The organism is Marinilabilia rubra, assembly GCF_003121985.1.
Lineage (GTDB): Bacteria > Bacteroidota > Bacteroidia > Bacteroidales > Marinilabiliaceae > Marinilabilia > Marinilabilia rubra.
Map to the genome: position 1 here is coordinate 121,979 of NZ_QEWP01000003.1, position 14,995 is coordinate 136,973.

Genomic DNA, 14,995 nt, shown 5'->3' on the forward strand with positions numbered 1-14,995 from the left:
CAAAGCGGGTTATCATCCTGAATCCGCACACCTCAACAAACTGTTGTAATTAAATCAAAATTTGAATATGCTATTAACCTGAGGTTGACCCCAGGTTAATAGCATTATTATGATTTACTTAGTAATTACCAGTTTTTGATTTTTTAGAATTCTACCGTTTCTTTGCATTCTTAAAATATAAATTCCCGCTTCTATCTCTCTAACGCTTATACTTGTTTGATTCTGCTGATTAATCCTTTTTTGCTTAACTATTCTACCCGTTAAACTATAAACTTCTATTTCAACTCCTTCAATATCAGCTCCTGATATATATATATCTGAACTAGCAGGATTTGGATATACTTTTATACTACTATCTTGTAAAACTTTTTCATTACGTGTTACTATTTCCTCTACAAAACCATTTTTCAAAGCTAACGTATCATTAGATGCAGCACTAAACGGATCAAGTTTATAAACCAGTTCAGGTCGATCACTCACATTTGTTGCTTCCTTACTATGATAAAGCACGTAATTCTCAGCCTGATAGGCATCAGAAATGAGAACTGATAAAAAGCCATCATTTTCATTGTTAACCTCTGTAGTAACATCAAACTCAATCCATTCATTTGTAGCAGGTACAGCCTGATTGGTGATAAGACTTGTATTTTGAGGCTGATTATTCCAGGTAAGACCTGTTTCAGTCCAACTATCGTCTGCTACCATTGATAAATTATGAATGGCACCGGCGTCTTCAGAATATACTTTTAATCTTACCTTTGCGTAGAATACATCACCTGTGATCTGACTTAAATCAAATCTCAAAAAGCCAGCCCGGTCATAGATATCATCTGCAGACTCTTTTACAATTATTTTTGAATCTGAACCAAAATTATTATCAGCATGAGCAATACCATTACGCACATATGCATCGGCCACAGTAGCCATTGTCTCTTCTGCATTAGGCTCTCCAAATATATATACCAACTTCGGCCAATCATTTGGATTATCTGCCTCCTTACTATGATATAGTATGTAATCTTCTGCCGCATTGGCATCGGAAATGCGTACCGACAACGTATCATTGGTTTCATCATTAACTAACGAAGTGACATCAAACTCAATCCATTCATCTACTAGAGGTACAGTTTGCTTTGATATAAAACCTGAAGCTCCGGGTTGATTATTACCTGTAATACCCGTTTCCGTCCAACTATTATCATTGATTAAATAAAGATTTTGCTCAGCACCTGGATCTTCCCTCTTTACTTTCAACATGATTTTTGCACCTGCCACCTTTCCAGCAATTCTACTCACGTCAAATTTCAAGAAGCCCTTTCTGTCATATATATCTGTCTCAGATTCTTTGACACCTAATTCTTTCTCAGTTCCATAATTTAAATCTCCCTTATCACCTTCTCTTACATAGGAATCTGCAATAGGGTTTAGCAAGCCAGTAGATGAATCTAATACATAACTCAATCCAGCAGGATTCTGACTTAACTCTGAAGCATTAAAGTAAAATAAATCGCTACCCGGCTCTGCATCTAAACAAAGAACCATGATTGAATCGCCATCTTGTATGCAGGTATTCAAGTAGTCTTTGATATCAATATTCAAATAACTCCCCAGATCACCGGCATCAATGTTAGCAGACATATATGCACTGAGGTAATTAATGGAGCTGGCTCCTACCCAATCCAATTGGTTACATGCAAATTCCGTTTCCTTAACGCCAAAAACATTGATTACTGATGAAAATTCACTTGACGAACTTGAATTTAGAAAAACCTTAAACTCACCGACTGAAACATAATTATTTAATGCACTAATATCGAAACTGATAAAAGCTTTCCTTGTCCACCCTGAAGCATTTTTCACCTCAAGTAAATTTTCCGAATAAAGGCCATCACCCTGGCGCTCCCTAACTGTACCATCACATAAAGTACTTATTTCGCCATCGGCTATATATATATTAAATTTATGTCCGGCCATTCCGTTGCCATCGACATCTGAAACTGACAAAATCTCAATATTTGTCTGCTCATTTATGGTATCTTGAAAAATATACGGAGAGACAGTAATATCAGTAACAGTTGTTTCCTGGCCATTTACAGCATAGCTTAAATCCCACGGACCTGTTCCCTTTAGGTCAACTAACACATCAACCACTTCTCCAATATTTACCATAGTACTTCCCGACGCCAACGAACAAGATGTATAATACTGATAATCTACCACTACCGCTTTAAAGTTGGATGCCACTTTTAAATTAGAAAAAGAACTATTCCTGCTTTTAGATCTAAAAGTAATGCTCGTTAAATCTGCTGCCTGCTCAATTTTATGCGATAAGTCCCACCCAGTTGTGATATTGGTATTTCCATTAGCATCAATATTTCGATATAAAAAAGGTTCTGAGTCAGGTATACCATCCTTTAATGGATATGTGATATAGCTAATGATATCTTTTTCCTGAGCAGATGCAGTGATACGACACACAACTAAGTAATCTTTCCCTTCCGTAAAATATTTCTTTGATCGGATGGTTGCCGGATACGAGTCATGTGTTGAAGCTAATTCTGCTCCCGAACTAAGCTTGATATGATTATCTGTAGTAATAGTCATAGTAGATACCTTGCCATTATCGGCATTAAGCTCAACAGAAAATTCATCAATTTGCTCTTTTTTAGCCAAAAAACTGAGATACATTATACTATCTCGACCCATATCAATGAGCTGGGTCAACAAGTGAGTAGAATCAGACTGTATAACATCAACAGTTTGAGTTGGAATCGTGATAAAATCATTTTTTCTTTTGTAAACACGAATATAATCCACTCCCATATAGCTGTTGTGTGCAGAACTATCAAGTGGGCTATTTGAAGTGCTCCAGGGCAAAGTACTAAAACAAACATTTAACAAATCTCCATTCATACCACCAAAATACTTCCAGTCGTCCTGATTATATTTACCATAAGCACGCTGCTCTTCATTGTCTAACCAGACAGGGAATTTGCCTACTCCGGTTTCCCATTGGTTGGGATAGTTATCGTCGGTTGTTCCGTCCCATTTCTCAACACCATTCAGATAAATTTTAAACCCGTTTTCTCCTACCCATAGACCCCACACCTGATAATCATCGTCAGGAAGATTATAGGATCCACCCTGTGCAATAGCTCCACCGTAAGTGCTATAGGTTTTCCAGTCGTGCCAGGCGTAATGGGCATGTATGGTACCATCATTTAGCAATCTATTTTCAGGACAATCTATCTCGTAACGATTTTGATAACTTTTGGTTCCTTCTGCTTTATTAGTTGCAGCTGACATCCAGAAAGCATTATTGACACCAGTCGCATCAGTATTACTAATTCTGGCTTCATAATAGCTGTTGGCACCATACACTTCTCTTAGCCAAACAAACCCAGCTGTCCAATCAGAACCATTAACACTTTCTTGTTTAACCAGTATTTTCATCAGTCCATCTTCCACTACTATATTTTGCTTGTCACGATGCACAACTTCGCCAGAAGCCGAAGTCTTTACTCCATCCTCCGAATCCCATACTGTCCAATCCATGCTGCTTCCATTAAATTCATCCTGAAAAACGAGTTGAAAATCATCTGAATTGGGAATATTAGGATTGGTTTGTGCTTTCATTTTACCGGCTAAACAAATCACCGATAAAAACATTAGAACGACGACTCTAATTTTGGTATTAATTAATAAGTTCTGCTTTCTAACTTCAGAATTCAAGAGTGTAAATTGTAATTCCATAATTCGTTTTAATTAACAAGTGATAATAAATGAAGAAATCCCTTACGAATAAGGTAATAAAAGGCAACGCACCCCCACATTAAAGATGCTCGTGAACCTGGATTATTTTAATGCAACACCCCTCAAAAACTTCCAGACTATCAACTGTCTTCACAACCTGATGACACAACAAACCTATGCGTTAAGAACGCTACTGTTTTTCCATTTTTTCTTTTGAAAAAGTCCTGATTTTTATAACTTAAGTTTTATTGTATATATTCTAATGCCTAATTTTGACAACATTTGCAGTAGCCCAAGCATCAGCCTCATTACCAAAAAATAATGAGGCTGATGCATTTGGCAATAAAAAGAGGTTAAGCAACAGAAATGCCACAACTAACTTACATGTACATAACTGCTTAATTATCATCTGCTTGACATTTGTCAAATTAAGAATACAAGCCCTAAATCCCCACTATAGGCTTGGCCATTTAAAGTGAGATGGGTGCCTTGTGGCATACTCGTCTTTTTTTTATTTATAAAGTTGGGGGGGGGATCCAAACTACCAAAACACGCCAATGCCATGGCTGCTAAATAATGGCATTGTTTTAATAATTCTTGATATATGCTAATATCATTTCAATACTTTAATAACAGATGTTTTTCCTTTTGCACTGATTCTCGCCAGGAACACATTATTCTTTTTTAAACCAGAAAGGTCTATCTCAAGTTTGTTTGTGTTCTTTTCCAGGTCAATAACCTTATAGCCAACGATATCGTAAATCGCAACTTGTTCAATTAAGTCAGAACTTGAGATATGTATTTTTTCTGTTGACCGATTGTAATAATAATTCAGGTCTTTTAATTCTACATTCTTTACTGAAGTTGCTGAACCTGTAATTTCTTCACTACTAGACAATACAAGTTGTCTCATTTCTTCCAGTAATTCGGTTTCAGTATTTACCAGGTTCTCAACAGAAATTGGTGTATTACGATATTTATAATGGTCGTATAACTCATAGGCAATAATGTCTTCCTTCATAGGAAAAACATCATATTCACCGCCCCAATGTTGTGTATATCGATAACCGTCTGGATTTATAATACTCAGACTAATAGCTCTTTCTATTCCTATTTCAGATAGTGACCTGACTCTTATTGTACTAATATGGGTTCTTCCGCTTACTGATGTGTTAAAAAGTACATCTGCAAAACTGATTCCATCAATATTTTCTGGGAGCGGAATACCACAAAGCTCTGATAATGTTGGATAGATATCAATTAATCCAACAATCGCTTGTGATATTTTACCATGCTCAGAAGTTTTTCTTGGATCTCTGATTAATAAGGGCACAACTGCGTCTTTTTCATGTACGGTCGATTTAGCCCATCTCTGATATTCACCCAACTTGTATCCATGATCCGATACAAAAACAATGATGGTGTTATCGTAAAGATTCTTTGCTTTAAGTTTATCAATAATATCTCCTACCAGGTAATCAGCGAAAGAAACACATGCACTGTATCCATGTATGATTTCCTTTTGCTTATCGACGGGGATATTTTCTCCGGTATACATGTAAGTATCTACGTGGCCACTAAATAATCCGTCAATCCCGTTAAGGGATAAGTCGGCATTTACCCCTTCAGGTAGAAGAATATCACTTACTTTAATCTCATCCCTGTTGTACATATCCCAAAACTGAGAAGGGGCAGAAAAAGGCGAATGAGGTTTCTTTATTCCCAAACACATAAAAAATGGATTATTACTGGCAGCATCATAGGTGTCCAGCCATGCTTTGGCGTTTTCAATTAAAGCCCCATCCCTATGTTCTGTTATAGTCCTCGTTGAATTGTCTGTAATATATGTAACCTTTTTACCATCAGGCATTGTACCTTTAACACCATCTACACCTGCATTACTTAATACATCATCAAAATCATAAATAGCACCTGGTTTTCCTCCTACAGTGGTGTTATGATATATTTTTCCTCCTCCTACGGTTGTATAACCATTGTCTCTGAAGTAATGTGGCATTGTTTTTACATTAAAGGAAGCCGCTTTGGTTTGCGTAGCTTCATCTTTTCCTGGCTTATTCCAGGTAATTCCGGTTTTTGACGGATACAAACTCGCCTGGATAACAGCTCTTGAAGGTCCACAAAGGGGGTATTGACAATAGGCGCGATTAAAAAGAACAGCCTCATCCGCCAATTTTGACAGCCTTGGTGTTTTTATCTCCGGATAACCATAAAGCTCTGTTTGCTTCATTAAATCATCGGCAATGATGAAAACAACATTTGGCTTCTCACCATTCTGACCAACCATCTGGATATCCACTAACAAAATGATACATCCAAGCAACAGTATTTTCAATTTTAACAAATTCATCATAATATTCATTTTTATAGTTTAATTAATTCTTTTCAAGCTTTTGCATGTACCCCCCTATAAAAAAGAAGATAGACTCCCGAAACTTACAACTTGTAAGTCCCTGTAAAATAATTTTGACAAATGGGACAACACCTTATTTTGTGTCGACATATTTTTTGATAAACGCTCTGGTATATTCATCCAATTGGGGCATGATATTTTTGATAGATTGTTGATTACTTTTATCTCTCAGAATATCACCCTGTAAGTTTTTCAGGATGTAAAAATTAACAAGTGCATCCCCTCTTTTTATGAGTTCAAGAATCACATCAAAGCGACTACAATAATCCTCCTTGTTCCAATTTTTCAATGCCAAAAGCACCATGTCCGAATCGTGAGATTTTAACAACTGCTGCTCAATTTTTGGCAAATATTGTTTTATTGTGTTCTTCCTGATAATTTCCCTAACATCTCCGTTTACCAGGTTCCATAAGGTAAATGATGAAAACGAAGCGCCTTCAACTACATCTTGTTTTAGTTCCTTTGCCGTTGCTCCGCTATACCCGTCAACACCATCCTGTTTTTCAGGTTTGTTGGTCTGTACCAATTCATTTTTTTCAATCCTGCTCAACACCGAGTATTCATCCTGCAATATTGAATGGAGTTTTTCATAATCTCTGGTGACAAACAATTGATGGTCGTTCTTTGTCAATGGAAAACCGGGAACTGTATCAAAACTCAAATACTTGCCAGCCAAATTCCAATAAACATCAAGCTTTACCAGGTTACAAACCGAATCGTCGCACACAGGTGTAAATATTCTTGAATAATAAAAAGCAGAGTCCGTTTTTTGGCCAACTAAGTATAAAGGATGGGCAAATTTCTCTTCCGGAATACCTAATACCAAGTCTTTATCCTCCCTGTTTTGAGACATACCGGGGATAAGTAAACCTCCGGATATCCACAAAAAAAGACAGATATATTCCTTATAAACGCCCATCCTTAAAAAATTACTTGTGTTTATCAGAAGAAAGTACTAAAGCCATATATTCGTCCAGATATTTCTCATAAACCTCCCGGGGCTTAACATTGTACTTTTTACATATAGACGCAGCATACCCTACTGCCGCACCCATTTGTCCGGTGGTAAGCATCACGCGTGGGCCTCCCAGGCCAAGGTGGGTACAACTAAAACACCTGCCAGCCATAAACAGGTTGTTAATATTTTTGGAATACAAACTACGATATGGTACGTAATACCTTCCTGAACGATAAAAAAGAGCTTCGGACAGGAAATCAGGCTTATGTGCTTTTTCTAAATACTGTTGAAAATGTACATCTACAGCCCTTTCTTCAACAACTACCGAATCCCGAAATGCCACATTGTTTTTTACATCATTAAAGTTGTACACATGGTCTCCAACCAATCGGTACGATTCCCTTTTACCCAAAAGGAAACCAACCCACTCAAGTGACAGGCTGTCGTTACCGGCCTTTTGTTTTTCGTTGTAAAATGAACCATATATGGCTTTTAACATATGATCCCTGATTTGTTCAGCATCATCGACCTGATGCAGGTCATTATCAGAGTACTCCCACTTCCAGCTTCCTTCTTTGGCAGCATAACCACCAACAACATCCATAGCCCATGGCACTTCAGGAAAAACATAAGTGGAATCCACTTTGTGACTTCTCCATAATAAAGAAGACCCCATAACAAAATTATCAGCCTTCTCCGGGCTCCACAGTTCTCCATGTTGCTCCCAATGTTCATCATAGGTATCTGAACTTTCTCTTCCATACATGCGTTCGGCACCGGCCCAATAACCTATCCAGCCATCACCGGTACAATCAACAAAATATGGTGCTTTAAACCTTATACGCTCCCCGGTCTGGTTATGTCTTGCATCCACATGACTAATATAATTATCATTAGAATTAGCATTATGGGCCCTCCAATCGAGGTATAAGTCTATATTTTTATACTTCTGTATATTTTTCAGGCGTTTCTCATCCTCCTGAGCCGCTTTAGGTGAACCATTGGGATAATGTTCGGTATCTATCATTTTTAGAATCCGCTCGAAATGACCGTAAATTCCCAGAGTGTGCACCCTGATTTCATTGCTTGCGTTACCTCCTAAAACAGGACGATCATGTATTAAAGCCGTTTTAAGCCCTTGCTCTGCTGCAGCAATGGCAGCGGCGCATCCTGCCAGGCCTCCCCCGGTAATTACGAGGTCGTATTCCTTTTTGTCTGACGAATTTGACGATTCATTACGCAATTTTTGACGCCACTGAACCATCTTTGCATTATCTTGCTCCGGCTCCTTTTTATGTTGGGATAAGTAAATGGCATCGCAACGCCCGTTAAAACCGGTCAAATCGATCAAGCCTAAAGTATTTGTCCCTTTTTCTAATTTAATATTCCCGGCATACTGCCAACCCCATTCTTCACGAGTTCCCAATATTGTTGATAATTCCATATGGTTAACAGAAACCTTAAACTGACCGGGAGCTTCCCAATTTCCAGGTGCCCAGTCTTTTGTTCTAACCCAGACATGGTAAGTTCCTTTTTCCTCAATCATAAAAGAAGTGCTCGCATCTTCAACCTGAGAACCCATGCCATGTGCTATCAGGTAGGGAGAACCCATTTGTTCTACAAATTGAGGATCAACACTCCATCCCCCTTTTTCGTCAAAACTCTCTGCTTCAATGAGCAATGATTTTATTTCTTCTCCTGATTGACAAGAGAATAATACAATTGACAGCAATCCAATGAGTATCTTTTTCATTTTATATCTACGATTATTTTTCTATTTCAATGGCACCCATATCTGGCATTCCGGTATTGGCATCTTTCCCGATAACGGGATGTACGTAATAGTTTGTTGAGTGTGCAGTATATACCAGAAGCGTAAAAGCCATAACTAATAAGATCTTTTGCATGCTTAAGTTTTTATGTGTGTTGCCAGATTCCGAATTACCCATCTAATTTCTCTTTGCACTTGCTGGAAGAACAATTATGTTTTTATAAGCATCAACATCACCAACCATATCAATTAATTGCTGCTTCATTTCAGCTTTTTTACCGGCATGTATTGGGTCATAAGCAAGATTAGTCCATTCGTAGGGATCATCCTGATGGTTATAAAGTTCCTCCTTACCGTTCTCATAGCGCACATATCGCCAGTTTTCGGATTTGATTGAGTAATTTTGCCCTATAGGGGTTAACTCACCTGTAGGTGATTTTACAACGGTAAGTGCCACATCCGGGCCTTCCCATGAACCGTTTTCAGGATCATCTACAAAGGGCTTCATATAAAACCGCTTAAAGGCGCCCCACCATCATTCTTCATATTGCTGGCTGTTAATCCGCAATAATCTAAAACAGTTGGATAAACATCAACAAGCGACACCGGTTGAGCGACCTTTTTCCCGCCATTGCCAGGTACAGACGGATCTTTAATAATCAAAGGCACGCGGGGACTTTCATCCCAAAGTGAGTTTTTAAACAGATAATCTTTTTCTCCCTGATTGTAGCCATGGTCGCTGGTTAAGATCACAATGGTGTTGTCTCTTAGCCGACTATTATTAAGCGCATCTAAAACCAACCCCACCTGCTCATCCACAAAGTTAACACATGCCAGATAGGCTTGAACATACCTCTTTAAACCTTCCTCAAAACTAGCATATGATTCAACCATCGCCTCGTAATGGCGAATACCTTTTGAATTGCTGCCATCGAATACTGTCTTATAGAAACAATCGCTTATGTCGTTATTTTTTATATCCGGCAATTGAATAGTTTCAAGCGAAAACTTGTCGAAGTATTTTTGGGCACAACCAAAGGTGTGTGTGGACGTGTAAAGCCCACAGCTAAAAGAAATGGTTCACTTGTCCCCGACACTGCTAGCTCATTTAATTTATCTATTGCCCAATTGGCACATTTTTCATCATTCAACAGATCACTGTCATCATCACTTACATAACGGAAGGGTTTTTTTTGCATATTGTACCATCCCGTGTAACCTGGATTATCATTCTCTGCAGGCACCGATGGAACATCTGCTAAAGATGCAAAAGTACCGTCGAGTGGCCCTATATTTCGATATGATTCAGGAACTGAAGGGTGTCAGACAGCTTTAACGCCATTATATGCCAATGGCCCAAAATAGTTGGAGATACCGTACTGTGTCCATTCTGTTTTTACTTTATGATGCATCAACTTCCCTGTACCATAAGTTGAGTAACCATTCTCTCTCATGTAATATGCTAATGATTTGCAATTGGACAAAACATCGTTATGGTACCATTTAGCAAATCCATAATTTTCCGAAACATGAGGATAGATACCGGTGAACATGCTTGATCGCGAAGGTGCACACACCGGGGCGTTGGAATGAGCATTGGTAAAAATCACGCCTTTCTCTGCTAAAGCATCCATATTGGGAGTTAATGTCTGAGGATGACCACCCAAAAAGCCAACGCAATCGTTAAGGTCATCCATCATGATCAAAACAACGTTGGGATTTTCATTGTTAGAAGCTTGTCCTGAAGTATAAACCAATCCATACAAGAGATAAGTTAGGATTCTGAGTATAGACTTTTCATGCATGATTTATTGTTTTAAAAAGGTTGTTGAATTATCCCCTGTTTTTAAGAAAATTAAACCTCTTTCCCATTTTCCCAAAAATTAGTGTGCTATCAACGATCCGATATCTCAAATGAAAAATGTCTTTTAATTTGTCTTTGCAAGAAAACTCCGATAACTGCGTTACGCTCATCTTACTTGCCAGTCATTTACAGAAGTAAACTCCTGACAATTAAGACTCGCAAGCCTTGTTCTCGAAGTTTTCTTATCAAAGCCTTCGAAAAAAAGAGGGTTTTCTTGCAGGCTAATTAAGATTGGTAATCCCATCACGAAGATCAAACAACATCGTTAGCTTTATTTTTTTATTCTCATCTCAGATAGTTTTCCATTTGCTGCTGCTACAGGTTGAATAAGCTTATGACTAAAAGGGCAACAAAGACTTACGATCAATGCTGCCCTTCTTAAAATTATTTCACAAATACCTTTGAAACGGATTCGTCGCCGTCTGAAAACCTAACCTTTACCAGGTACAGTCCATTTGTTTGAGTACTTAGATCAACAGCTACATTCATCTGATCCAGTCCCATTTCTTTCTTAACCACTTGTCCTGTGGAATTATAAACCGAATAGGCTGCTATTGCTTTATCACCTTTCAGTTTAAAGATTCCGTTTGATGGATTTGGACTCACAAGCAAATCAAGCTGTTCCGCATCATTAATGGAAGTGGTTGTTGCCTTTGTAAAAGAGACATCATCAAGTAAGCACGCAGAAGTGCCATTACCTTTCCAGAGTGTTATCTTAACTGATGTAATACCTGCCGGAACAACAAATTGCTCATTAATCGTCGACCATGTAGTGGTGCTTATCACGCTAGTATTACCAAGCTTATTGTTGCTTTCATCCTTAAAAGCCATTTTGATATTACCGGCAGAGTCAATCCATTTGGCCGAAAAACTAACATCATAAGTTTCACCAGCCTCCACCGTAATCACCTGGCTTAAAGCAGAATTACCACCTTTAAGTCTTCCTGACTTTACACCCGAGTTTACATCGGTTGTTTCTTGCATAAAATTGTATCCATCCCAGCCGTCAAAAGCAATTAAATCAGCATCGAACGTTTCAAATCCACCATTAGTAACCTGGGCATTAAGCCCTAAACTAAAAGCCATAGCAATGGCCGTAAAAAGTAAAAACTTTTTCATAACTTATTGATTTAAATTAACATTAGAAATTACCGGAAGGTTAAATAACCTTCCGGTTTATTGTTTTATTCTACTTTAACACATTCTACATTATCCAGATAAAATGGAGGGAATGCTGGTTTTAATTTACCTTTGTACCACACTAAACGCACCTGCGTTTCCTGTGAAGCCGTAAATGTCACCTGGTTTTTAGTCCAACCATTTTCATTGGCTTCTATCGGTTCTTTTAATAATATAGCTTTATCACCTGTTTCCTCCTTAACTACAACGTTAAAGGTATTTTCAGAATATTCAGCCCATTGTCCATAGAAGGTTATCTCATACGTTGCACCCGGCTCAACTTCTACAACCTGATATAACGATCCATCTTTCTTTCGGATATTACCACAATACAATCCGGCATATGGTTCTATTTCACTCACTCCATTTTTAAATCCTTGCCAGGGATCAAGCACACCCGATTCAAAACCTCCATTCACAACTATGCTATTGGGATTTAGCTCATCGGGACCCACCAGGTCATCTTTACCAGGTCCGATAAGGTCGTTAGGCTCGAAATTGGCATAGAACTCTCCAAGGGGAGTTAATACCCCTTCGGCATCCCACAACGCGGATGTTTTCAATGCTATATGATCCTGTTCAGCCGGAAACCATGCATAACGGTGAATATACGATCGATCTTCCAACTCAGGCAGAAGCTCTTGCATAAAAGCAAGAACCTGTTCAGGAGTGTATTTATGTTCTTCAAGAGTGGTAGCCTTCCAGTCGCCTACTCCAAACTCAGTGATCCAAATCGGTAGGCCATACTTGGCATAAACCTCATCAAGCTTATTAAGAAAGCCCTGCGCATTTGGTCCGCCATACTTATGTACACAGATAAAGTCCACCCTTAATCCGTTGGCATCTACCTGAGCCATAAACTCCGTTAACCATTCATTATCAATTCCTACAACAGCAGGACTACCAAGAGGGACGCCAACTTCTTCAAGCAATGGCCATATTTCGATTGCTTCTGCAACGGTCATGTTGGATTGCTTCTCTCCATCAGGTTCGTTAAAACCTAACAAGAAGTTAATCTTTCCTTCGTCTCTTAGTGTTTTTAAATCGTCAACCTTTGCTTCATCAATACTGTTTTTTCCCCATATCATAGGGACGTAATCGACATTATCCGGCTCTTTGATACTAAGATTGTTTCCCCATGTATAATGCCAGTGTATTTTTAATTTTGACACTTTAGACGACCAGTCAGAATCTTTGGTTGTTTTACCAATACCCTTTTTGCCAATTTCAGGTATCTCAGGCAGTTGAGACCCTTCAGGTTCCTCATGCTCATATATCTTAAACTCCTGGCCACTATAGATGCCTTCGCAACCGGTTAGGGCAGCCATTATCATGAATATGGAAATTATTATTTTTTGCATAACGTTATCTTTTAGCAGTTAACTACCAACCCGAATTTTGTGTTAGATTCGGATTTTTATAGAGTTCGGATTGCGGTATTGGATACATGTTCATTCGCTCATCCCAGATACGACTTTCAACATGCTTCTCTTCATAAACATAACCACCAAAGGGATTAAGCGCCGCTGTAACACCCTTAATTTCGGTTGTTTCAGAACCAATCATCCACCTTCTGACATCCCAGAAGCGGTGGTCTTCGAAAGCCAGTTCAACACGGCGCTCATTTCTGAGCTTCGTTCTGAATTCGCTCTGGGTTAAACCAGCAGGGAATTCAGGCATTCCGGCTCTTAACCGCACTTCATTAATGGATTCGAGAGCAGTTTTTCCAAGGGTAGCGGCGTTTTCCGGACCATAGGCTTCATTCATCGCTTCGGCATAGTTTAGCAGCACTTCTGCAAAACGGAATAAAACCCAGTTGTGTCGTTTGGTTATTACATTACCCTGCTCAAGGTTCACACTCTCAATAACATATTTTTTAAGGTAGTAACCTGTTAAAGTAGCATTAGGCTTAGGCTCTGCATTAGCACCACCATACCATACTTCTACAGTCTTACCCTTCCAGGATGAACCATTAACAATAACTGTTTCATTCAATCGGGGATCCCTTCCTGAGTAAGGGAAAACAGGATTATATCCTGAAGATGGATCATCAATTGGTAAACCTGTTGCAACCATTTCATATGCGTTAACCAGGTTTTGAGTGGGACAAGTACCGGTATTACCACCTTCGTAACCTATTGGGAAATTAGCCTTCTCAAAAGATGCTGACTCAGCCTGACGAATACCAAAAATCAGCTCCGGGCTCAATGCATTATTAACAACATCTTTGTAATTACCTTCAAGGGTATACCACGCGGAATCAATAATTGCCTTTGAAGCAAGAGCAGCAGATTCCCACTTATCTATAGCATTTGCACTATTGTTCAACGGACTGGCAGCATAAAGAAGGGTGCGGGCTTTTAAGGCCATGGCGGCACCCTTTGTTGCCCGCCCTGTTTCTTCAGCAGTCACATCGTAAAATGATGCCGGCAGTACCTTACTCACCTCGTCACATTCTTTTACAATGTAATCAACTACCTCCTGGAATGAAGCTCTTGATACAGTATTCGCCTCTTTCTCGGTAAGTTCTGTTTCCACAATTGGTACACCACCATACCTTTTTAATAATTCAAAATAGAAATAGGCTCTTAGAAATCTTGCTTCATAAGGATACAGATTAAACTGTTCCATTATTTCATCGTAATCTTCATTCCATTTTATTTCATCCCATGTCTTACCTTTAATTTCTTTAAGAAAAGTATTCACATCACGAATTGCTGAATACATACTTTCCCATTTGGTATCTAACGTTTGGGATGCACTCCAGTTACCGTCCGTGAAAAGTCTTACATTAGAAAGATTGTTGACGTGAATAGCTTCATCCGTACCCGAAGAACGCATTGCACCATCAATAGTGCTGAAATCATCAGGAAGCTGAGAATAAATACCAGCCAAAAACTTCTTTGTTCTTGAGTACTCATTAAAAACATCTTCCTTTAGTAAATAAGATGATTCGTCATAGTCAAGGTAATCACATCCCCCCAGCATAAATGCCCAGGTAATTGCCAACATTATGATTTTATATCGTTTCATTTTCAA

At 38.7% G+C, this 14,995-nt stretch carries 12 protein-coding genes; all 12 read right to left on the reverse strand.

The genetic code is table 11. The features are described from left to right. Positions 1-114: 114 nt before the first annotated feature. The 12 genes from DDZ16_RS05055 to DDZ16_RS05110 all read right to left on the reverse strand — a co-directional run bounded on the left by DDZ16_RS05055 (position 115) and on the right by DDZ16_RS05110 (position 14,989). Complete coding sequence (locus DDZ16_RS05055) at positions 115-3,753, reverse strand: CBM96 family carbohydrate-binding protein (protein WP_109263352.1); 3,639 nt, start codon at positions 3,751-3,753, stop codon at positions 115-117. 613 nt (positions 3,754-4,366) lie between these two features. Further along, a complete protein-coding gene (locus DDZ16_RS05060; RefSeq protein WP_158275608.1) occupies positions 4,367-6,124 on the reverse strand; it encodes a sulfatase in 1,758 nt (585 codons plus the stop codon). 133 nt (positions 6,125-6,257) lie between these two features. Next, positions 6,258-7,103: a hypothetical protein gene (locus tag DDZ16_RS05065; RefSeq protein ID WP_109263354.1), complete on the reverse strand. Its 846-nt coding sequence runs from the start codon at positions 7,101-7,103 to the stop codon at positions 6,258-6,260. Positions 7,104-7,113: 10 nt separating this feature from the next. Then, complete coding sequence (locus DDZ16_RS05070; RefSeq protein WP_109263355.1) at positions 7,114-8,895, reverse strand: FAD-dependent oxidoreductase; 1,782 nt, start codon at positions 8,893-8,895, stop codon at positions 7,114-7,116. Positions 8,896-8,908: 13 nt separating this feature from the next. Next, a complete protein-coding gene (locus DDZ16_RS20695; protein WP_158275609.1) occupies positions 8,909-9,049 on the reverse strand; it encodes a hypothetical protein in 141 nt (46 codons plus the stop codon). A 42-nt stretch (positions 9,050-9,091) separates the two neighbouring features. After that, positions 9,092-9,421 (reverse strand): hypothetical protein, encoded by a 330-nt coding sequence (locus DDZ16_RS05080; protein ID WP_109263357.1) that lies wholly within the window; start codon positions 9,419-9,421, stop codon positions 9,092-9,094. Then, on the reverse strand, positions 9,418-9,900 hold the full coding sequence (locus DDZ16_RS05085; protein ID WP_232526557.1) for a sulfatase-like hydrolase/transferase: 483 nt from the start codon (positions 9,898-9,900) through the stop codon (positions 9,418-9,420). The genes DDZ16_RS05080 and DDZ16_RS05085 overlap by 4 nt, the downstream gene beginning before the upstream one ends. Beyond that, entirely contained in the window at positions 9,888-10,112 is a 225-nt protein-coding gene (locus DDZ16_RS05090) for a hypothetical protein (RefSeq protein WP_146192197.1), read from the reverse strand. The genes DDZ16_RS05085 and DDZ16_RS05090 overlap by 13 nt, the downstream gene beginning before the upstream one ends. Positions 10,113-10,235: 123 nt before the next feature. Next, complete coding sequence (locus tag DDZ16_RS05095; RefSeq protein ID WP_109263360.1) at positions 10,236-10,718, reverse strand: sulfatase-like hydrolase/transferase; 483 nt, start codon at positions 10,716-10,718, stop codon at positions 10,236-10,238. Between the two features lie 443 nt (positions 10,719-11,161). Next, a complete protein-coding gene (locus DDZ16_RS05100; RefSeq protein WP_109263361.1) occupies positions 11,162-11,896 on the reverse strand; it encodes a T9SS type A sorting domain-containing protein in 735 nt (244 codons plus the stop codon). Between the two features lie 65 nt (positions 11,897-11,961). Continuing rightward, on the reverse strand, positions 11,962-13,317 hold the full coding sequence (locus DDZ16_RS05105) for a glycosyl hydrolase (protein WP_109263362.1): 1,356 nt from the start codon (positions 13,315-13,317) through the stop codon (positions 11,962-11,964). Between the two features lie 22 nt (positions 13,318-13,339). Continuing rightward, on the reverse strand, positions 13,340-14,989 hold the full coding sequence (locus DDZ16_RS05110; RefSeq protein WP_198416674.1) for a RagB/SusD family nutrient uptake outer membrane protein: 1,650 nt from the start codon (positions 14,987-14,989) through the stop codon (positions 13,340-13,342). Positions 14,990-14,995 lie beyond the last annotated feature (6 nt).

Coding starts and splice junctions, on each gene's coding strand:
- DDZ16_RS05095 (WP_109263360.1), bottom strand. CDS start 10,718: ATGCATGAAAAGTCTATACTCAGAATCCTAACTTATCTCTTGTATGGA.
- DDZ16_RS05070 (WP_109263355.1), bottom strand. CDS start 8,895: ATGAAAAAGATACTCATTGGATTGCTGTCAATTGTATTATTCTCTTGT.
- DDZ16_RS05065 (WP_109263354.1), bottom strand. CDS start 7,103: ATGGGCGTTTATAAGGAATATATCTGTCTTTTTTTGTGGATATCCGGA.
- DDZ16_RS05100 (WP_109263361.1), bottom strand. CDS start 11,896: ATGAAAAAGTTTTTACTTTTTACGGCCATTGCTATGGCTTTTAGTTTA.
- DDZ16_RS05080 (WP_109263357.1), bottom strand. CDS start 9,421: ATGAAGCCCTTTGTAGATGATCCTGAAAACGGTTCATGGGAAGGCCCG.
- DDZ16_RS05055 (WP_109263352.1), bottom strand. CDS start 3,753: ATGGAATTACAATTTACACTCTTGAATTCTGAAGTTAGAAAGCAGAAC.
- DDZ16_RS05060 (WP_158275608.1), bottom strand. CDS start 6,124: ATGATGAATTTGTTAAAATTGAAAATACTGTTGCTTGGATGTATCATT.
- DDZ16_RS05110 (WP_198416674.1), bottom strand. CDS start 14,989: ATGAAACGATATAAAATCATAATGTTGGCAATTACCTGGGCATTTATG.
- DDZ16_RS20695 (WP_158275609.1), bottom strand. CDS start 9,049: ATGCAAAAGATCTTATTAGTTATGGCTTTTACGCTTCTGGTATATACT.
- DDZ16_RS05105 (WP_109263362.1), bottom strand. CDS start 13,317: ATGCAAAAAATAATAATTTCCATATTCATGATAATGGCTGCCCTAACC.
- DDZ16_RS05090 (WP_146192197.1), bottom strand. CDS start 10,112: ATGCAAAAAAAACCCTTCCGTTATGTAAGTGATGATGACAGTGATCTG.